The sequence below is a fragment of the Nostoc sp. GT001 genome, from assembly GCF_030382115.1.
Lineage (GTDB): Bacteria > Cyanobacteriota > Cyanobacteriia > Cyanobacteriales > Nostocaceae > Nostoc.
Window position 1 is genome coordinate 4752489 of record NZ_JAUDRJ010000003.1, and the last position, 20936, is coordinate 4773424.

Annotated in this window: 21 protein-coding genes and 1 pseudogene; 12 read left to right on the top strand and 10 right to left on the bottom strand. The window is 41.6% G+C overall.

Going from position 1 to position 20936, the window contains the following annotated elements:
- Positions 1–36: 36 nt before the first annotated feature.
- From QUD05_RS23105 to QUD05_RS23130, 6 genes are all read right to left on the bottom strand, one after another.
- On the bottom strand, positions 37–408 hold the full coding sequence (locus QUD05_RS23105; protein WP_289798138.1) for a hypothetical protein: 372 nt from the start codon (positions 406–408) through the stop codon (positions 37–39).
- A gap of 973 nt (positions 409–1381) precedes the next feature.
- Positions 1382–2176, bottom strand: a complete 795-nt coding sequence (locus QUD05_RS23110; RefSeq protein WP_289798139.1) for a phosphate ABC transporter ATP-binding protein — start codon at positions 2174–2176, stop codon at positions 1382–1384.
- A complete protein-coding gene (pstA, locus tag QUD05_RS23115) occupies positions 2173–3027 on the bottom strand; it encodes a phosphate ABC transporter permease PstA (RefSeq protein WP_289798140.1) in 855 nt (284 codons plus the stop codon). The genes QUD05_RS23110 and pstA overlap by 4 nt, the downstream gene beginning before the upstream one ends.
- Positions 3020–3781 (bottom strand): phosphate ABC transporter permease subunit PstC, encoded by a 762-nt coding sequence (pstC, locus tag QUD05_RS23120; protein ID WP_289798141.1) that lies wholly within the window; start codon positions 3779–3781, stop codon positions 3020–3022. Before pstC ends, pstA begins: the two co-directional genes overlap by 8 nt.
- 74 nt (positions 3782–3855) lie before the next feature.
- The gene (locus tag QUD05_RS23125; RefSeq protein ID WP_289798142.1) at positions 3856–4707 is read right to left on the bottom strand and encodes a phosphate ABC transporter substrate-binding protein; all 852 of its coding nucleotides are present in this window, start codon (positions 4705–4707) and stop codon (positions 3856–3858) included.
- 29 nt (positions 4708–4736) lie between these two features.
- Positions 4737–5036, bottom strand: coding sequence for an ArsR/SmtB family transcription factor (locus tag QUD05_RS23130; RefSeq protein WP_289798143.1), 300 nt, complete (start codon positions 5034–5036; stop codon positions 4737–4739).
- A 1018-nt stretch (positions 5037–6054) separates the two neighbouring features.
- On the opposite strand from QUD05_RS23130, the gene QUD05_RS23135 reads away from it, so the two are divergent.
- The 11 genes and pseudogenes from QUD05_RS23135 (at position 6055) to QUD05_RS23175 (ending at position 16789) form a co-directional block, all read left to right on the top strand.
- Positions 6055–6813: a hypothetical protein gene (locus QUD05_RS23135; protein WP_289798144.1), complete on the top strand. Its 759-nt coding sequence runs from the start codon at positions 6055–6057 to the stop codon at positions 6811–6813.
- Positions 6814–7339: 526 nt separating this feature from the next.
- Complete coding sequence (gene yidD, locus QUD05_RS34150) at positions 7340–7822, top strand: membrane protein insertion efficiency factor YidD (protein WP_354666150.1); 483 nt, start codon at positions 7340–7342, stop codon at positions 7820–7822.
- An 82-nt stretch (positions 7823–7904) separates the two neighbouring features.
- A complete protein-coding gene (locus QUD05_RS23140; protein WP_289798145.1) occupies positions 7905–8723 on the top strand; it encodes a peptidase associated/transthyretin-like domain-containing protein in 819 nt (272 codons plus the stop codon).
- Positions 8724–9023: 300 nt separating this feature from the next.
- A pseudogene (locus tag QUD05_RS34155) lies at positions 9024–9253 on the top strand (hypothetical protein).
- A 20-nt stretch (positions 9254–9273) separates the two neighbouring features.
- A complete protein-coding gene (locus tag QUD05_RS23145; RefSeq protein WP_289798146.1) occupies positions 9274–9663 on the top strand; it encodes a hypothetical protein in 390 nt (129 codons plus the stop codon).
- Positions 9664–10067: 404 nt separating this feature from the next.
- A complete protein-coding gene (locus QUD05_RS23150) occupies positions 10068–11225 on the top strand; it encodes an XdhC family protein (protein WP_289798147.1) in 1158 nt (385 codons plus the stop codon).
- A 5-nt stretch (positions 11226–11230) separates the two neighbouring features.
- On the top strand, positions 11231–11866 hold the full coding sequence (locus QUD05_RS23155) for a nucleotidyltransferase family protein (RefSeq protein WP_289798148.1): 636 nt from the start codon (positions 11231–11233) through the stop codon (positions 11864–11866).
- Between the two features lie 821 nt (positions 11867–12687).
- Complete coding sequence (locus QUD05_RS23160) at positions 12688–14547, top strand: hypothetical protein (RefSeq protein WP_289798149.1); 1860 nt, start codon at positions 12688–12690, stop codon at positions 14545–14547.
- Between the two features lie 5 nt (positions 14548–14552).
- Complete coding sequence (locus QUD05_RS23165; RefSeq protein ID WP_289798150.1) at positions 14553–14813, top strand: beta propeller repeat protein; 261 nt, start codon at positions 14553–14555, stop codon at positions 14811–14813.
- A gap of 127 nt (positions 14814–14940) precedes the next feature.
- Complete coding sequence (locus tag QUD05_RS23170; protein WP_289798151.1) at positions 14941–15129, top strand: DUF4089 domain-containing protein; 189 nt, start codon at positions 14941–14943, stop codon at positions 15127–15129.
- A 256-nt stretch (positions 15130–15385) separates the two neighbouring features.
- Positions 15386–16789 (top strand): AtzE family amidohydrolase, encoded by a 1404-nt coding sequence (locus QUD05_RS23175; RefSeq protein ID WP_289798152.1) that lies wholly within the window; start codon positions 15386–15388, stop codon positions 16787–16789.
- Positions 16790–16912: 123 nt separating this feature from the next.
- On the opposite strand, the gene QUD05_RS23180 is transcribed toward QUD05_RS23175, so the two are convergent.
- From QUD05_RS23180 to QUD05_RS23190, 3 genes are read right to left on the bottom strand one after another with little or no spacing between them, the layout of a single operon-like run.
- Positions 16913–17422 carry a GNAT family N-acetyltransferase gene (locus tag QUD05_RS23180; RefSeq protein ID WP_289798153.1) on the bottom strand — a complete coding sequence of 170 codons (510 nt, stop codon included), beginning with the start codon at positions 17420–17422 and terminating at the stop codon, positions 16913–16915.
- Entirely contained in the window at positions 17419–17928 is a 510-nt protein-coding gene (locus QUD05_RS23185; RefSeq protein WP_289798154.1) for a GNAT family N-acetyltransferase, read from the bottom strand. Before QUD05_RS23185 ends, QUD05_RS23180 begins: the two co-directional genes overlap by 4 nt.
- A 56-nt stretch (positions 17929–17984) precedes the next feature.
- Positions 17985–19310, bottom strand: coding sequence for a DUF58 domain-containing protein (locus QUD05_RS23190; RefSeq protein ID WP_289798155.1), 1326 nt, complete (start codon positions 19308–19310; stop codon positions 17985–17987).
- A gap of 383 nt (positions 19311–19693) precedes the next feature.
- Between QUD05_RS23190 and QUD05_RS23195 the strand changes: the two genes are divergently transcribed.
- Positions 19694–20131 carry a response regulator transcription factor gene (locus QUD05_RS23195; RefSeq protein ID WP_289798156.1) on the top strand — a complete coding sequence of 146 codons (438 nt, stop codon included), beginning with the start codon at positions 19694–19696 and terminating at the stop codon, positions 20129–20131.
- 27 nt (positions 20132–20158) lie between these two features.
- On the opposite strand, the gene QUD05_RS23200 is transcribed toward QUD05_RS23195, so the two are convergent.
- A complete protein-coding gene (locus QUD05_RS23200; RefSeq protein WP_289798157.1) occupies positions 20159–20926 on the bottom strand; it encodes a phosphatase PAP2 family protein in 768 nt (255 codons plus the stop codon).
- Positions 20927–20936 lie beyond the last annotated feature (10 nt).

Here is a 20936-nt window from a genome sequence, read left to right on the forward strand (position 1 = left end):
CAAGTTGATTAACTTGCGATCGCTTCCAGCGGGCGGTTACGCCATCGCAACTGTCTTTTTCCGCGAAGGACGCTTGCGGTCTGATTTTTTTTCNAATCCCACAGCTTGGGCTTGATCGCTATCTGAGCCATATTGCCCGCGCACAACTTCTTTCATCGCTAATACAGCATTATGAAATTCCCACTCTGCTAATCGGGCAGCATCAGCAGCCGCACGGTATAAAGCTAGTTTCTCGGTTTCAGTTTGCTGAAAAATCAACATTGCCTGATAAGCTTCCTGTAAATTAGCAGTTGAGGCATCAGCACGAGTTGTGTTGTAGGTGCTGACGGTTTGTAAACCGTGGAATGAGTCAATATCTTGACTAATCAGTTGAGGGCGCAAACGGTTTGTTGTATTTTGGGGAGGCATACATGCATACTTAGTAAGTTGTATATTTAATGTACCCATTACAACAAAAAAATATCAGTAAGATAAAATTTTTAGATCGGGCAAGGTTAAAAAGGATAGTTTAAGATAGGGACTTCCAAGAAATAAATTATCTAATCTTGTGGAGTGGGCAACATGAGCGCCTTGAACTATGGGCTATCGTGTCGCCATTGGTGTCAACTTAAGCCAAAAATAGCGTACTGATTAGGTGTTGTTCACCCGCCAGGGAATATAAGGGACTTCCAAATAAAAAAATCCCATCGCTGTCTAGGCAGGGGAGCAGGGGGCAGGGGGCAGGGGGAGAAAGAAAAATATTATCTGAGTAAATTGGATAATTTATTTTCTGGAAGTCCCTAATTAAGAGACTAATTGCTCAAGTCTACTCAAGTAGACTGAAAGTTTTCGCGCTCTTTAGTCCTCTTCAGAGGACTTTAGCTATGAGACAGGGATTTACAATCCCTGGCGGACGTGATGTTTCGCGTTAAGTTGACACCAATGGAAAGACGCCCACCCCACAATAAATAGTTGTATATTTTTTTATTTGGGAGTCCCATAACAGACCGATGTATTGGCATAACAGACAGATGTATTAACATAACAGGTCAATGTATTGGCATAACAGACCGATGTATTGGCATAACAGACAGATGTATTAACATAACAGACCGATGTATTAACATAACAGGTCAATGTATTGGCATAACAGACAGATGTATTAACATAACAGACCGATGCAATTACAAAACCGTAAGACGATACTAATTAGCAAGTAGCGCAATTGCGATCGCCATTTGAAGTTAGGGATATGCGGGTTAATAGTGTCGAAACTCGGTTTATTGGTACTTTATTTTCACGCAAGTCCCTTACAACAGAGATAGCTTGGTTCATAACTTCTCTCACCAAGAAGCGGAGGGGCAATGATTTCATTCGTTTGTCTATTTCTATATTTTTCAAATCAACCCCTTGCACCCGTGACATAAGCTGCTGTTAAGGGATGTTGGGGGTACTCAAAAATTTGCTCTACTGAACCTGACTCAATCAATTGCCCAACACCTGACTGCACCCAAAACAGAGCAACTCGATCCGCGATGCGCTTGGCTTGCGCTAAGTTATGCGTCACAATCAGCAAGGTATAACGCTGACGCAAACTAGTAATTAAGTCTTCAACTATTCCACTGGCAATTGGATCGAGGGCGCTACAAGGTTCATCCAATAACAGGATTTCTGGTTGCAAAGCCAAGGCTCTAGCTATGCACAACCTTTGCTGTTGTCCGCCAGAAAGTGCTAAGGCAGAGGTTTGCAATCGGTCTTTGACTTCATCCCAAAGTCCAACATCTTTCAGGCTTGTCTCGACGATCGCATCGATTTGTTCTTTACGGATACCATGTTCTCGCAAAGGTAATTCCAGATTTTTCCAAATTGATAAAGGAAAAGGATTAGGCTTTTGGAAAATCATCCCAACTTGCCGCCGCAGCGCGTTCGCATTCGTTTTGGCATTTAGCACTTCTAAACTACCTATGCGAATTCGCCCTTTGACTCGACACTGAGGAATCATGTCTGTCAACCGATTTAAGCAACTCAAAAAGCTAGTTTTTCCACAACCAGAAGGCCCCACCAATGCTAAAATTTCCCCCAGATTCACACTCAAATTGACATTAGCAAATGCGGTTTTTTGACCGTATTGCAGAGTTAAGTTCTCCGTTTCAATCAACGGTGCAACAATTCCAGTAGCGATATTTGCTGATTTCATCCAGAAAAAATTCTCCTGTGCAACCAATTATCTGCAATCCATGCTGCTGTACCATTAATCACCAGCAGTGATACCAGCAAGACTAATGCTGAGGCGTAAGCATTGGCATCTCCGCCAGAGACGTTCATTGATAAATCAAAAATATGAATCGAGAGGGCACGCCCGGAATCTAGCAGTGATTCTGGCATTCTATCTACGTAACCACTAGTAAAAATTAAAGCTGCCGTCTCTGCGATCGCTCGACCAATACCCAGCACCAATCCCACAACCAAACCAGGGACAGCAGCAGGTAACAACAGTTGAAATAACGTTGTCGTACGGGAAAAACCAAGGGCTGCGGCTCCTAATCTATACTCATTGGGAACAGCGCGAAATCCTTCTTCTGTAGAGCGAATTAAAATTGGTAGCACCATACACCCCAAAGTCAATCCTCCCGACAAAATAGAAAATCCCAGCCCCAAAACTTGACAAAAGAAAACGTTGCCAAACAACCCAAAGACTATAGAGGGAACTCCTGCCAGTACATCTAAACTACGCCGCACCAACCCAGCAAACCAACTATCCACGGGGGTGAATTCTGCCAGTAAAACGGCTGTACCAACACCAATGGGGATAGAAACTGCCATACACACTGCCATAATCAGAAAAGTGGAAACAAGAATGCTGGTAATTCCCCCTTCTCTGCCAGCATTTTCTGGCTCAGTTGTCAGAAATTTCCACGTCAAGTGTCCTATCCCATGCCAAAGGATATCACTGAGTATCCAAAGGAAGATACCAGTAACTAGGGCAGCAGTTGTCCAAACAATGATTGTTAGCAACCAATCTTTAGGACTTACAACAGGTTCACCCATATATTTTTCCTTGGCTGATGACTTCCGCAACCGCAACTAACAGCACAATCATTCCCATCAAGACTAAACCGCTAACAAACAACGCCGAACGGTGATCTCCTGTGGCATAAGCCATTTCCAGAGCAATATTAGCCGTCAACGTGCGGATGGGGTCAAATATACTTTTTGGCATTTGGACTACATTGCCACACACCATCAAAATAGCCATTGTTTCGCCAACTGCTCGACCTGTTTCTAAAATTAAGCCTGTGAATAATCCAGATTTGGCAGCAGGAAGCACGACTCTAGAGATAGTTGCCCAACGGGATAATCCTAAAGCTGCTGCTCCTTGAAGGTAAGAAGTTGGGACTTTCGCGAAACTAGCATCGGCTACAAGGGCTATTGTTGGCAAAATCATCACCGTGAGAATGGCAATACCCGCGAGTAAACTTGGCCCAGGTGGATGTATCCTACCAATCATGGGAACCAGCACCACCAATCCCCAAAAACCATAAACTACAGAAGGAATTCCTGCTAATAGTTCAATTAAGCGACGGTATAACCGCGCCATTACTGGTGGGGCGTAGAATTGACAAAAAACCGCAGATAGAATTCCTACAGGTGTCGCGATCGCTACTGAGCCAACCATTGCCAAAAATGTACCCAATAACATCGGTAAGAGATTATATAATCCGGCGGTTGGGTTCCAGGAAGAGTCTGTAAAAAAACGTGTTATTCCAACATGATTGAGGACTGGTAGAGACTCCAGAATCAAAAAGCCGATAATTAAAAGTCGCGATCGCTCCGGCGATCGCCGCTAAAAAACGCAGTATCCAAATTAACCAAAAGTCATTTAGAGACGACGACAAAGTTTTGCTTTTGAACAATGTCATTTACCTGTTGTGATTGCGCGAAATCAAGAAATGCTTTTGTCAATCCTTGAGGTTGGGTTTTGGTTACTAAGTTAAGTGGACGAGAAATCGGAAAAGTCCCATTCTGGACGTTGGCTGTTGTTGCAGCTATCTCATTTACAGGTAGCAGCTTAATAGCTACTCCATTGGCTGCACTATTTTCTGCTGACCCGATAGATACATAACCAATGGCATTGGGGTTTCCTGCAACTGTCTTAATTCCCTGCTGATTGTCACCAATTACTACTTGGGCTTTGATATCTGTATTTTTCAGTTTGAAATAATGGGTAAATAATTCTAAAGTGGAACGTCCTTCGGCTTTGTTAACAACTGTAATCGCTCCATCTGTACCTCCCACTTGTTTCCAGTTCGTCACCTTGCCTGTGTAAATATCTACAACTTGCTTGTCGTTGAGCGATTTTACTGGATTGTCTTTGTAAAGAATTACCGTCACTCCATCACGAGCGATAGAAAATGCTTTTAAATCGTTTTCTTCTGGCTTCAACAAGGCACGGGAAACCATGCCAACATTAGCGACACCTTGACGAGCATCAGAAACCCCACGCGAAGACCCTCCTGATTGCACATCAACTCGCGCACCTGGATGCTGAGATTCAAAACGCTTGCCAATTTCAGCCGCTAACGGTGCAATTGTACTGGAGCCAGTAAGTACTAGTTTTCCCTGAAGCTGATTTGGATTATTTGCATCTCGATTCGCTGATGAACAGCCTTGTAACCAAATACAGGTAGCCAACCCAATCGCCAGAGGTAAAATTTGAGAATTTTTCATTAGTTACTTTTCAACCCGAAATTGGGTTTTTAGTTAAAACAGAGGACACAACAGCCAAGGTTCAAAGCTTTGCCAGTAGTTACTTCCACCTCTGGAGCCAGGCGGTAGAGAATTGCTTTGCCATTACGCGATTGCACAACCAACTGGGAGCGACGCAGAACTTGTAAATGATGGGAGAGCAAGCTTTGTTCCAAGCCCAAAATTGCATTCATTTCTCCGACGTGTTTGGGACTGTCGATCAGAAGTTCTAATACTGCTAGACGAGTTTCATCTGCCAGTACCTTCAGCTTTTCTACGCAGTCAACCTGCTTCTTGCTGCTATTTTTCATTTCATTGCCTTTAAAGGAATAGATTTTTCTTGTTTCCGAAGTTACTTTGCAGCGAACGATCTCGTGTTTAGCGAAGATTAACAACTGCTGCGATCGCAAATAAATAGCAATTCATATGAAATTTGATTCATATTTTAAAGTAGAAAGTGTCAAGCTCTACAATTAAAATTAAATTTTTAACCTTTCTTGCTGAGATTTACTGAGTTTTCATTGGTATAAACTTAGTATTTGGGTATAATTTCGACCGTTGATTGAGTTCGGGCAGTCGTTGATTGAATTTGGGCAACTACCAAGAATTTACATAAAGGCATTCAATATATTTGTAATAAATCAATTTATACTGAATAATGCATTGCTTATCAGCTCAACAACTTGACTAAAATAGTTTTTACCTCGGTGTTCACAATCCCCGACTTTTTAAAAAAGTCGGGGATCTAAGGTTCCTCGTTGAATGGCACTAAGAAAAGCTTTTTGTTGGGGTGAGGCAGGAGGCAGAGGTTTGAAATCATTGTATAGTATAGCTTTCAGTTGTAGGTTGGGTTGAGGAACAAAACCCAACATTTCTGCTTCTGTTGGGTTTTACTGCATTCAACCCAACCTACAGTTAAGATTTCCGTACTGATAATTAAAGTATTACAATTGCTATGACGTACAGATACTAACAGAAATAGGAAATGTTTGACACGTTTACAGCCTAACTTCAAAAATCTAGTAAAGTATCAGGTTTAAATAATCGTGAAGTTGGGAAAAATTTTGTCAGTATTCTTTACGAAGTATTTATGAAGTCTATTATATTATTTCTGGTATTATTTTGAGTGTTCCAGTAGTGATCGCTGTCTAACAAACTGGTTAGAGCAAACTGACAGGATTGTTCGGTGCTGTAATAAAAGTTATTTGCAGCCGCTCAACCATAACGTTAGACTGGCTTACATCACTCAGTATATTTTTAAATAGTTGTATGGCTCGTGTTTAATACAGCTATTTGTAATTAGCTCATCTTGTATCAACACTTGAGATCATGTCGCAAAAAAATTGTAAGGTATGTGAACGACTCTTATGGGACGATCCACCATTTTGTACTAGTTGCTGGGAAAAGAACTTTACGGATGAGAAACTTGAGAAGAGTGATCAAGTGTGGGTTATTAGATCAAATAAAGATTTATATGTTTACGCTAAGAAAGCAAAAGATGCTCCCTTGTACACCTATGCATTGATTGAGGGGGATCTAAGTCAGCAAGTCAGCAAGGCCTTTAATGCAAGAGCCAAGCTGGCAGGCAAATGGAAAAGTCAAGTTTCAAAAGGCGCAGTTGCAATCTCCAAAGCCGCAGCAGTTGGGTTGGCTACAGTAGTTGCTAATAAGGCATTGCCTCGACAGAATGGGGTAAAGCTACCTCAATGGACTAAGAATATACAAGACAACGCACCTTTGTTTACTGCGACTACAACTCTAGCAGCAGACGTTGCAACTTTGTCCGATCATGGAGAAAACGAATACAAAGCTTTGCCTTTTGCTTCAGAGTGCGATTTGATGTTTAAGGCTAACTTTAGGTTAGTAAGAAATGCATACGATTATGTAATCTTGAGGCGCGAGAAAACACAGGCGGAGAAAGCTATTGATTTTAAGGATTCAGTTGAGTACACACTAAAGAGTACTGCTGAAGAAGTGGGTGATGGTGTTGAGACTAACTTAAAGGGCACTGCCGATGATATCAAGAGTGTCGCTGAAGATATTGGAAATGTAGTAAAGAAAGGCTGGAACTGGTTTAATTCACTCTGAGCTTTCCTAGATTCCTAATAATATTAGCTCAACATATTTTAGCTAAAAGCTTTGATATAGACTCGATTTTGCTTAAATTTCACTTAATTTCTTGGAGCAGAAATTAGCTTATGGCGAAGGATAGGAGAGATACGGTAAAGTTTAGAACCCTTGTATTTATGATATTGGGTGTGATACTACCTTTCTAGCCCATTACTCTCCCTTTATTCTGGTATCTAGCATACAAGTCCTACAAATCTGCAATCTGAAGTTGTAGTCTCTGCGAACTAACTTTAGCTACAGCGAAAGTCTTCATCGTTTGTCGTTTTGTGTCTAACTACTCAGTGTACCGGAGGCTCGGCAAACACTGCTAGTGCTTTCTTTTTTAGCTTCTGTTCATGCCAGTGACTAGTACCGTTTTGCTGCTTAGTCGTCGATGAATACATTGGAAAGTTACATATCGGAGTTCAGCATTGGTTGCCCAGAGACATTTGTGATAGCGATTCTTTTTTCTTTACAAAAAATGGCCGGAGTATTGATTTAAAGTATGAGAGATGTAACGCGATTTATTGATAATTCACACTACGCTACAAAGAGACGCGGTAAAAGTATTCTGCGTTTTAGACCAACAAAGACTGGCTTTGGCTTTATCAAAAAAGGTTTGCCTTTTAGATTGCTATCACTTCTTGACAGTTCACTACGTTCAGTTGCGATAAGGATTATCGGTGTTTATCAACGCCATCTCTCACCAAGGAAAGGCTATTCCTGCGCGCATCGAATTGTACATGGCGGTGACTCTTGTTCGGAGTACGTAAAGAATGTTCTTGCAGACAAGAGTCTGTTTGAGTCTACTCTTCTTGCTAGGCAAAGATTTAGAGAATGTAACATTGCATACATATCTTCTAAAAACCGAGTTGTTGGGTCTAAAGTCCCAGTTATTGGACCGACATTTGACTGCGATCCACAAATGGTTGGTGCATGCTGCGCTCTTCTTGGTATTTTTCAAATCTGTAGTGAAAGAAGATCCTAATCTGAAGAGGCTGCGAAATAGGACAATTTAGAACAGAAAAATCAGTGAGTGTGACGGTAGAATTGATGTTTCAGCCATTTTTATGAGTGCTAAAAAATTTAACTATGTTAAGTGGGGTTTTATTGCAACTTTGGTTGGCTCTATTGGTACAGTCCTTACTGTACCAGACATTAGATGTAGGATAGGGCTACCATCAGATAATTGCGTCCTACCACAGCAAGACGTTGAACTTATTACAAAAACAGAAACAGGAGAAGCCCTAGAGGGTGTTAAAGTTGAGGTTATTGCGAAAAAAGGACCGCCTGAGCCTGAATTCACTGATATCAATGGTTACGCCAAAATTAAGATCCTTGGTCAAGAAGATGTTCTTGTTACCTTAAGCAAGTTAGGTTATCCAACTCAGAGCTTTAAAATTAACTTGTCGATAGATCGAAATCAAGTTAGGATTATTCGGCTTACTAAATCAGGTCAAGCTAAAGTTAGCTCTATTCCAAAGCAACCCATAGAAACAGAAAAGCCTTTGACATCAACGCCGACACCGACACTAAAGGAATCTAGCATGATTTCAGGGCAGTGGGTTGGTACGTATACCTGCTCACTAGGAATTACTGGTGTGACTGTCGCTATAGATCAAACTGGAGATCAAGTTATTGCTGACTTTTCTCTCTATCCTATTCCAGAAAATCCGAACGTTCCGCGTGGGATGTCACGATATGTGGGAGGTTTCAACTCTACCTCTCGGGTTATGATTTTCCCAGAAGGAACATGGATAAATAGACCTGGTTCTTCCTGGAAAGCCTTCGGGTTTCACGGCGAATTCAATGAAAACTTAGAAAAGTTTTCCGGGACAATGGATCACTATAGTTGCAAGACTATTAATCTAAGTAGAAAGCACAGCTAAGACATATCTATTGGGCTTAGTTCCAAGACGGATGACACTTTCGACGGGATCAGTGTATTCTGAATAACTTATGGGTTGCTTTATACCAGTAAAACTAAGAGTTTGCAGGGTCGCTTCAGTATTGGACACAAGGCTTTTTTATGGGCGTGGCTTGATAAATATAGCTATGAAGACGTTTCTATTGCGATGCAGCCAATTTATTACTGGTAAAACGCTGCGCTACTATTGGAATTACAAGCAATTATTCTAAGAGCTACCGAACCTCCTACAACGTCCAAATTCCATCCGAGAGGTGAACCTATGCAAGCTAAACTTCAAGAGCAATTTACGAGTGCTGATGGTGAAGTCATCTTAGGGCGTTTACCTGAGCGAACTTGAGAAGCTTTGATTGCTCGTGCTACTGAAATTGAGTATCCAGTTGAAGCGGTAATTGAAATGGCTTCACGTAGTGTGTCTGAAAGAGAATCGCTAGTTTCCTTGATACAGAGGCATTGGGTTTTGCAGATTGCAAGCCAGGAAGAGGGCAATAAAAATTCAATAGGCTAGAAGTATGACTACTGTAGCAATTTTACCAACAAGAGACGCTAGCGGTGAGAAATCCTATCGTGCGATGTCTGACGACAAGCCGCTTTGCGTCTACGCAGGAGATAAACATTCGATTGGCAAAACTGCGGGGCAAGCTTTAGATGCGTTAACTGCCCAGTTGGGTGAGACTGAGTTTAGTGGGCTACTAGTCATTCAAAGCTTTCGTCCTGACGCATTCTTTAGTGCCCAGCAACAAGAACGGTTATCAGAGTTGATGAGATTATGGCGATCGGCACGGGATGGGGGACAAGAATTGCTACCAGAACAACAGGCACAGCTGGATGACTTGGTTGAGGCTGAATTGAGAGCGGCGACGGCCCGCACTGCTGCGTTGATGCAGCCAGAGAATTCATGAATCCGTACTATACTGAGATCGCTGGGCGTGCCAACCATCGTTGTGAGTACTGCCAACACAATAGACTTTTTATAAAAATAAAGAGTCTCAAATTAAAACTTTTGGAATAAGTTTAAAGTACTCTGCCAAAACTGTGATATGGGGAAAATCAGTATTCCGTGCTAACTCTTGTGATAGATAAATGACGAAAGTTGACAACTATCCTGTGGGGCATGATTTTAGTGGTATTTTCGCTTATCTTGGATAGCAGAACACCGCGAGCGCACCTCAATCTAACGTATATACTGTAATCGTTAAAGGGCAGCAAATCTAAGGAGTGTTTGACACTAGCAGCGATGGACAATGGCACAGTCACTGCCTACTCAAGTTTATAAACTGCTAGAAACAGAAAAATCAGCAATCAAATGAACGAGTTACAAGCAATTTTAGAAGGCTTCCAATCAAGTCAAAAAAATGGTGAAATTACTTTTCTTGCTACTGTAGTCAAAACTCAAGGTTCAACCTATCGCCGACCGGGTGCCAAAATGTTGATGACAGATACAGGTCGGATGATTGGAACAATCAGCGCTGGTTGCTTGGAAAATGACGTATTTGAGCATACTCAACAACGAATGTCGGACGGCGAACCAATTGTTATTACTTACGATAACACCGCCTCAGAAGATATTCTTTGGGGCTTTGGTTTGGGGTGCAATGGGACAGTGCAAGTTCTCATCGAACGTCTTGAAAAAGAAAGTTCACCAAATGCGATCGCTTTTATGCAAGAGTGCTTTCATAAAAAACATTTGGGTATTATTGCTACAGTCTTTGCCTTTGAAGGCGAAGTAGATGTGAAACTTGGGTCGCGCTTACTGCTGTATCCTGATGGTAAAATGATCGCTGACATCAAAGATCCAAATTTAATTCAATCTCTGCAATTAGATACTCAAACAGCTTTTACTAATCAAAAGTCTAGTGTAAAAAACTATCAGTTACCTTTAGGCAGTGCAGAAGTTTTTATTGAAGTCATCCAACCACCCACGCCTTTAGTAATATTTGGTGCAGGTTATGACGCTATACCCGTAGCACAGTTTGCTCAAGCATTAGGTTGGGACGTTACTGTGGTCGATTGTCGAGCTAATGAGGCAACTAAAGCGCGATTTCCAATAGCTTGTGATGTGATTTTGACTCGGCGAGAAATTGTACAAAAACAGGTATTTATAGATGCCCACACAGTTGCTGTGGTCATGACGCATAATTACCTTGACGACTTGGAAATTTTGAAAATGCTGCTGCCATCTCCTGCACCCTACATAGGGGTTTTAGGGCTCAAAGCTCGTACTGAAAAATTACTTGAAGATTTATCTCTGCAAGGAATAAGGTATACTACTGAACAATTAAAAAGATTGCATGGCCCTGTTGGGATTGACATTGGAGCAGATACACCTGAAGAAATAGCGATCGCTATTATTGCAGAAATTCAAGCAGTGCTAACAAACCGCAATGGTAATTTTTTGAGAAATCGCAATCAACCAATTCACCAATGTTATGAAAGCAATTCAAACTTGCTACTTACCACATAGTTCTTATGACTGCTATAGACAACGATAAATCAACCATAGCCATTATGATTCTTGCTGCTGGTGCATCTACACGCATGGGTACACCGAAACAACTATTGCTTTACCAAGGGCGTAGTTTTTTACAATATATTACAGAAATTGCGATCGCTTCAGTTTGTCAACCTGTGGTAGTAGTACTTGGAGCCAATGCAGAACAGATCCATCCCCAAATTAAACAACTTCCCGTTAAAGTAGTTAAAAACTTGGATTGGGCTTGTGGAATGAGTACTTCAATCAAGAGTGGTATTGAATTGTTAAATAATCTTCCGCAAAAAATAGAAGCAGTAGTTATTACACTTTGCGACCAGCCATTTGTTTCTCCCGAAATTATCAATCAACTTGTTGATGCATATTATTCGACAAAAAAATCGATTATTGCTTGTGAATATGGCGATACATTAGGTGTACCTGCTCTATTTAATCAGACATTTTTTTCAGAACTTGCCGCTTTAAAAGAAACTTCAGGAGCAAAGAAAGTTATTACTAATAACCTCAATGAAGTCTTTTCTATTCCGTTTCCACGAGGAGATATCGATATTGATACACCAAAGAATTACGAACAATTACTATCAATTAATAGAAGAGTTTCTGGAGTATCTTGAAGAAGATACAGAATTCATAATCAATTAGTGGGAGATCCTGTGTGGTAATCAAAGCAATCGCAGAAGTTTTCTGCCTACCGATATTATCTAATCATTAAAATTGACCCTGGTGCTTATTCATTTGATGCTTTAATTTTTGGATGCTGAAACATACATTATTTATAGCAGTCCTAAATCATTTGTGAAAATTACATATCTCTTTCTTTTTTCTTCCCTTTGCGTCCAACTCTTACGAGACGCTACGCAAATGCGTTCTTCGCGGTTCGTTTCCTTATCTATATTTTTCACAACTCGTTTAGGATTGCTATATCAATACGCTTGGGTTAACGAAACCCAACATTTGCAGAACTTTGTTGGGTTGCGCTTTGCTTAACTGAACTATATTGAGTCCAGTACTGTTTGCGTAGCGTCTCCGTTTTACACAAACTTCTAAATATTTTTATGCAAGTCGTCTAGCTCCATTTTCATCCCAAATCAATGTCGGTGCTGCAACAAGCAAGGAAACTTCTTCTTGCGCTCTCAGTATAAAAATATAACTTTTAGTAACAATATCTGTTAATAAGTAACCATAAAACTACTTGTAATTGGTTGCACGCTTTTTTAAGTAGTTATAACAAATTATACATAAACTTTATAAAAAATATTGACAAAGTATTTTTATTTTGCCAAAACATTTATATCAACTATCATCTATTGGAAAACATTACGTCACCTTTCAACTTAGGGGAGAATGCATACCGCATTTTCACTTAATTTTATACTGCTTAGTCTTATTTGCTAAGTATTATCTCTGTCTTCATTCCTTTACAAATGAGACTATTATGAGCATTCGCTTGTTCCATATTCCTTTAAGGAAAATAATCCGCTTTTCTATGCTCACTCTAGCTACGACCGTAGCACTTACAACCGTTGAACCTAGTCGCAGCACAACATCTGGGTATCAATGGAATCATGTCTCCATCGGGGGAGGAGGCTATGTTACCAATATTTATCTGCATCCTTTAGAGAAGAATTTAGCCTACATTAGAACCGATATCGGTGGCTTCTATCGTTGGAATTCGCTAGAGAAGAGATGGATTCCATTAACAGATCACTTTGGTTCTGATAAAAGTAACTACTACGGCGGAGAAGGATTAGCGCTTGACCCTAACAATCCAAATGTTGTCTATATTGCAGCAGGCAAATATACTAAGGCTGGCTTAGGAACAATCTTCAAATCGACCAATAAAGGTCAAACCTGGAACAAACTGAACATAGATTTGCCAATGGGTGGCAACGAAACTAAGCGATGGACGGGGGAAAGGCTGGGAGTTAATCCATTTAATACTAATATCATCTTCTTTGGTTCACGTTTGGATGGGCTATGGAAGTCGGTAAATGCTGGTCAAACATGGAAAAAAGTAAGTTCTTTTTCTGGAAAACCCAATGCATACATTGGTATTACAGGAATTTTGTTTAGCAAAAAGAATTCTGGCTTGGTTTATGCAAATGCCTATGGAGACGGGATATATCAGTCTACCGATACAGGTGTTACCTGGAGCAGAATAGCCGGAAGCCCATCAAAAGCAAATCGAATGGCGCTTAATAGCAATGGAGTACTGTATGTAACGCACACTTCAGGAGTTAGCAAATATGCCAATGGGGCTTGGAGGAATATTACGCCGACTAACATCAAAACTATTTCATTTAATGGGCTTTCTGTAGATCCCAAGAACTCTAATCACGTTTTAGTTACTTATGACCAATACCATGAAAGTACTAATTACTCTAGAGTCTTTCAATCTACCGATGGTGGAAGTACATGGCAACAGAAAACCCATTCATTGAATCCTCAAGTACCTTGGTGGCCAAACTGGTATTTTGCTTCTGCGGCCTCAGCGATTGAATTTGACCCAAATATTGCGGGCAAAATTTGGTTAACAGACTGGTTCGGAACCTGGCAGGCAGACAATATCAATGCTAACAAGCCTACCTGGTCTAACTATGAAAAAGGACATGAGGAAACAGTTGCTTTTGAACTGATCTCACCTCCAAAAGGCTCACTATTGTTAAGCGGTGTGGCTGATGTAGAAGGCTTTAACCATGGCCAGAAATTAAATACTTACCCATCTACTCAATTAGGCGGTAGTAACGGCCCTTGGTATCAAGAAACATACAGCATTGCGTACAGTGAAAAAGATCCTTTACGTATGGTACGCGTTGGCGGACATCGAGGGTTCAATACCTTTACAGGAGGAACTTCCACAGATGGCGGACATACCTGGAAGAACTTTTCCTCATTTCCACAGAACATTATGCCACTCCGGGTAGCTATGTCTGCAACTAATCCAAGTTTGTTTGTAGCGATCGCCAGCGAGAAACAACCTATACGTACAACTAACGGTGGAGCTTCTTGGAGTGGAGTATTAGGTTTACCCAATGGTTCTAAAGGGCCGTGGTACTGGGGTCAACCATTGGCATCAGACAAAGTAAATGGCAATATTTTTTACTACTATAACGATGGCAAAGTCTACCGCAGTAAGGATGGAGCCGCATACTTCAGTGTTGTCAACTCAACACTTCCTAGCGAAGATTGGTCTATGCTCAAAACAGTTCCGGGAGTGAGTAACGAAGTTTGGATAAGTCTTGATTCTAATGGGCTTATCGTTCAACAAACGGTGGTGCGAAGTTTGCCAAAATAGCTAATGTGGAGAAAGCTAATTTATTTGCTTTTGGCAAGCCACAAACAGGAAGTAAAATTCCAGCACTATATTTATATGGCAAAGTCATTGGTATGGGAAAAGGAATTTTCCGTTCTTTGGATCGAGGGCAAACATGGACAAATATCTCTAATCCTCTAAATCCCATTGGCAATGTCCCGAACGTGATGGAAGCTAGCAAACAGCAATTTGGGCTAGTCTTCATTGGCACCGACGGCAAAGGAGTCTACTATGGAAAACCAAATTAATATAATTTCTCACTCCTCTCTGCATCCTCCGCTCCTCTGTGGTTCGCTAAAGTTTAAGATAACGTAGACGCTTCTCTACGAGACGCTACGCAAACGGCTTGCCGCAAGCTACCGCAAAGGAAGAAAGATGAGAAGAGAAGGGTTTGATGTGGGTGAGTATGTCGATCTGATGGGGTTGTTGTTGGATTTGCAGTTAACAGATGAGTATCGAGATGGTGTGGTGGCAAATTTTGAGAGAATTATGACGATCGCTAATCTGGTAAATTCTTTCCCTTTACCAGAGGAAATCGAAGTTGCACCAGTTTTTGAACCATAATTGTTTCAAGAATAGCTATCCTGACTTTTCACGGGATCTGGAAAACCCCTCTCCAAACCTCTCCCCTACAAGGAGAGAGGCTTTGATTTCTTCCCCTTCCCTACAAGGGAAGGGGGCTGGGGGGTTAGGTTTTCCGTTGGCTTTTCCAGATCCCGTGAAAACTCAGAATAGCTATCTTGATGTTTTAGTGAAGCAAAAACTATTGCTGACTGCTATTACTCAAAAAGCTAAACGCGCTATCTTTTAATATTTCAGCATGAACTTTGATTCAGCCGATGCCATAACAATATCAACTGCTGTACGCGAAGGTAAAGTTAGCGCAGTGGAGGTTACGAAAGCTGCGTTAGCACGAATCGCAACGCGGAATCATCTATTCAACTGTTTTACGACTATCACTGCTGAGACAGCTTTAACAGATGCAGCACTGATTGATAGGGAAATTGCTCAAGGTAATCATCCTGGAGTGCTTGCTGGTGTGCCTTTTGCGGTGAAAAATCTCTTCGATATCGCTGGTTTTATGACTCTGGCGGGATCGAAAATCAATGCAGTAAACCCAGAAGCTAGTCAAGATGCAACCGCAGTAGCGAAGCTAAAACAAGCGGGTGCTGTTTTGCTTGGTGCTTTGAATATGGATGAGTACGCTTATGGGTTTGTAACAGAAAACTCCCATTACGGTGCTACTCACAACCCCCATGATTTACAGCGAGTTGCTGGTGGTTCATCGGGTGGTTCGGCGGCGGCGGTTGCGGCTGGGTTAGTACCGCTGACATTGGGTTCTGATACTAATGGTTCAATTCGCGTTCCGGCGGCGTTGTGTGGCGTTTTTGGTTTCAAGCCAACTTATGGAAGATTATCTCGTGCTGGGGTAGCTTTATTTTCTAGCAGTTTTGACCACATTGGCCTTTTGGCGCGTTCGGTGCAGGATATCGCGATGGTGTTTGATGTGCTTCAGGGAAAAGACGATCGCGATCCCATTTGTACAAAGCGTCCACCTGAATTATGTTTACCACAACTCAAACAAGATATTTCTGATATTAGAATTGCCATTGCAGCTGATTATTTTACCAAAGGTGCAGAACCAGCAGCTTTAGCAGCAGTGCAAAAACTAGCTGATGCAATAGAAGTCACTAAATACGTAATCATACCAGAAGCAGACCGCGCCCGTGCAGCAGCCTTTGTGATTACAGCTAGCGAGGGTGCAAATCTGCATTTAGACAAATTGCGATTGCATCCTGAAGATTTTGATCCAGCAACACGCGATCGCTTTTTGGCTGGGGCGTTAATTCCTAGTAGCTGGTATATCCAAGCACAACGATTTAGAAGATGGTATCGCGATCGCGTTCGGGAAGTTTTTCAAAATGTCGATGTCATTCTTGCCCCAACGACACCAATTTCTGCACCATTAATTGGTCAACAAACTATGATTTTGGATGGCGAAGAAATTCTTGTCCGTCCTCATTTAGGGCTATTTACTCAGCCATTATCTTTTATTGGTTTACCCGTTTTATCAGTACCAATTCAGCGCCAAAATGCATTACCTTTAGGGGTGCAATTAATCGCAGCACCATATAATGAAGCCTTAATTTTACGGGTTGCAGCTGCGTTAGAGGACAAAGGTGTAATTTCAGCACCAGTAATTTTAAACGCTCTTAACTCATAGGCTGTTTGAAAAATCTAATTTATTACACAAAGACGCGATAAATCGCCGTCTCTACAATAGTCTTTCGTCTTGACGACGATTCATGCGTCTCTTGCTTTAACTAAACTTCACATGGGAATAATATTATACTTCATCAAAAGCAGCCGGATAAACAACCTTGCCTTTATACTGCTTTTGATAACTTTGTAGTGCTTTCACCATGAAAAATTCCTCTGGTACTGGAAAAGGAGATTCGATTTCATAAACAACAGAAGGCTGAAAACCAAAGAGAGTATAGAAGTGGGGATGACCTAGTACAATTACTATGGCTTCTTTTTTTGCTTCTGCTAGTTCTAACCCTGCTTTTATTAGTGCGCTGCCAATTCCTTGTCTTTGAAATTGTGGACGAACTGCCAAAGGCGCTAAACCAAGTACCTGGAGTGTTTCTTCACCCACCAAGTCAATGTAGCTGAATAAAATATGACCGACTACAATATTTTCAACCTCTGCAACTAGAGAAAGTTCTGAAATATAACGGTCAGAATTGCGAATTTTCTCTACAAGTTTAGCCTCGTTTTCTTGCCCAAAGGCTAGTGTATTAACCTCAGCTATTGCTGTGTAGTCTGACAGAGTTTCACAACGGATATCGATCATTTTAAAACTAATTCCATAAAAATCCAGTTGGCTCGATGTTCGAGAGGAATCTCGGTTTTTTCCAAATACGGCTCAATATTCTGAAAGCCAAATACATGATAAAGTGCGTGTGCTTCTTTTGCAAAAGGGGCGCTGTCTAAACGTATCCTTGAGTAACCAATGTAGGCAGCTTCGTTGATGATAAATTCTAATAAAGACCGACCAATTCCTTTTCTACGAAATTCTGGTTTTACATACATTCTTTTAATTTCGCCAATATCTTCACCAATCTTTCGTAAGCAAACGCAGCCAGCTATTTTTTGCTCATATTGTCCCAAAAGTAAGCGCCCTGAAGGTGGTAGAAATTCGTGGAGTTGAGTCATATATTGCTCAAAGAATGTATGAGCATTTAAATTTATGCCGAATTGATTGCTGAACATCACCTTAGTCTCATTAAAATATTCCCAAAATACCTCTTGTATCTGAAGTTTATGTTCATCAGTCTCTACCTGGATAATTTTAAGCAAAGTTTATGCCTCCGCTAAATAATTGAATAAAAATACACAACTTAAAGTGACAATTACTAAAGTTGATTTCGCGCTTTGAGTTGCAGATATCGCTCAACCAACTGATCGGCAATTTGATTTGCTGGTGCATCTAGCACCAATACACCTTTTTGTTTCAGTTGGGCATAAGCTACTTGTCGTTGCATTAATAAATCTAGTGCTACTGCACGGGTATAGGCAGTTGCAACATTGTCTGTAAAAGTGTGTGCTAGACGATCGACTTGTGGATCTCGCAAAGTCACGCAAAATGGAAGGTAGCGGGGTGCTAACTTGGAGAGTGCAGCTAGAAGTTCTGTAGAGGCAGTGACATCAACTAAATCGGTAATCACTACTACAAGCGCCCTGCGAGTTTGTCGCTGCAAAACATTTGTTACCGCCCCCAAATAATCAGATTCAAATAACACTGGTTGAATTGGAGTTAAGCGATCGATTAGCTGATTCAAATGATGTTGGCCGCGTTCTGGGGGAATCCACGTATGCATTTGGCGGTCAAATACACCAACACCCACGCGATCGCCTCGATGTAAACCTGCTAAAGCTAAGGATAAAGTTGCATTCAATCCCCAGTCAAATCGCTGCAAATTCTGTACTTTTGCCGTCATTAGCCGTCCGCGATCGAGTAAAATCAGTAATGTTTGTTCCTGTTCTGGTTCTAGAACCCTCACCAGTGGCATGGCATTACCATAAGCCCCAACCCGACGGGCAGTAGCTTTCCAATCAATAAACCGCAAATCATCACCAGTGCGATAGTTTCGCAATTCGGCAAACTCTGTACCAATACCAGTTTTGCGAGATTGGCGCATCGATCCAGATGATTGCAATGTCAGACGAATTGTGAGCGATCGCAATCCCACTAAATCAGGATAAACTTTCACTGGCAGACTTTGAGGAATTTGCCAATCATCCCAAGCTAATCCCCAAAGCCCCATCTGTCGGACTTGAATATTTCCCCAAGGAAACTCTCCCCGTTGTGTCGGGTGGACGGTATACGTCAATTCCTCAGTGCTGTTACTGGGAATAATGGCGCTGAGTGCAGGTGCAGACACGCCAAATCCTGTTGGGTAATAGTCGCGGATTTCAATTTGGGCGTCGGTATTGGGAGATGTCACCTTTAGCACTACGGGATTATCCCGCCCAATGGATAATCGTGACGGTAATTCGCGGGTAATTTGCACGCGAGAACGCCGCACCCGCAAACCATCTACAACCATCAGTCCGAGAATAATGGCATCAAATAGCACTGTGATAGCGATGGTTGCTCTAATGGTAAGAAATAAGCATAGGATCGGGGCGATCGCAATACCTAAAACCAATAATAAATAAACTCGTTTGGAAGGAACCATTTTTTAGAGCGAGAAGTTAATAGCTAGTAGTTCGCTTTCGTGACGAAAGCGGGGTAAAGGGTAAAGGGGAATGGGGAAAGGTTTTAAATCCCTTCCCCTTTACCCCCGCCCTCACAAGCGCATTTTTGGGTTGACAGAGTACTAGTAGTACGCCAAGGGAACTTGGTGGGGAAAGGGTTTAAATCCCTTACCCTTTTCCCTTTCCCCTTTCCCCAGTCCTCACCAATCATTGTTGGCTTGCCAGACTGTTAGGTATAAGGTGAATTCAATGTAACCGAAATAAGAAGACTTGCTAAATTCTTATATTTTTTTCTTGTAGAAAAATAGTCACCTACTGTACTATTTTTTTGGGTGAAGTAGCAAATTATATTTTGGACGGGTGTATGAGAATCTTGCTAATCGAAGATGAAGAAATTTTAGCAAGTGTCTTGTTGAAGTCTCTGACTAAGCAACATTATGTTGTTGATGTCGTACAAGACGGACAAATGGGTTGGGAATACACGCAAAGTACAAACGATGACCTGTTACTAATAGATGTCGGATTACCGAAACTGGACGGAATTACATTGTGTCAGCGATTGCGTTCTGGTGGTTGCTTCACTCCGATTCTGCTGATGACGGCGAAAGACGGTAGTAGAGAGCGGATTCAGGGACTTGATGCAGGTGCAGACGATTATCTGATCAAACCTTTAGATTTAGAAGAACTGCAAGCACGGATACGAGCGTTGATCCGTAGAGGCGATCGCCCCTGTACTCCTATCCACCCTGCTTCTCCCAAAATTGCGAGAAGGAGAGGCAATTTCAAAGTCCCTCTCCCTTAGGAGAGGGATTTAGGGTGAGGGCTGATATTACTCCTCATTTATCGACTTTATTTCTTCTGGTAGTAAGGTAGTTTCATCTTTAGTACCTTCGCCATCTAAGGATTTGGCTATAGTTCTATAGGGTTTGATAATCAGACTGACACCAATTGTCCAACCTAATGCAACCGTCCAACCTGCGAGAATGTCACTAGGAAAATGAACTCCCAGATAGAGACGACACCACGCAATCGCGATGATGTATAAGCTGCCAAATATGAGAACTAACCAGCGCCAAGAGGTAGCCCAAGTTAAGAACAGCAAAATTGCTACCAGCGTTACACTCGTCATCGCATGAGCGCTGGGAAATGCAAAACTAGACTCAGGTGCAATGGATTGCCACAATTGTGGACGCACTCGATGCATTAATTGCTTTGCGGTGCGGTTGATGATGACGCTTCCTGCTGAGGCGGTGAGTAAATAAGCTAGCGATCGCCAGCGTTTTTGAAGTAGTAATATTAGTGCGATCGCCCCCAAAATTAGAATCGCCGTCCAAGGCAACCCAATGGTAGCTAGGGTGACAGCTAAAATATCTAACTGTGGGTTTGCTGTAGAATGAACTGCTAACAGAATCGGCACATCCCACGGAAAGCCCGCTTGATTCTCCCATATCCTCACTGTCAGGATTTCAAATATCTGCAAAGGTAAATAGACTCCGATCAAAAGGAGTAAGAGCGATCGCCAACGAGCAATCAACAGGTTTTTCAGAAAATCAAGCGGCGATTGACTCTCTTTATTAATTTGTTTCTCTTTTTCCATGTCTAAATTT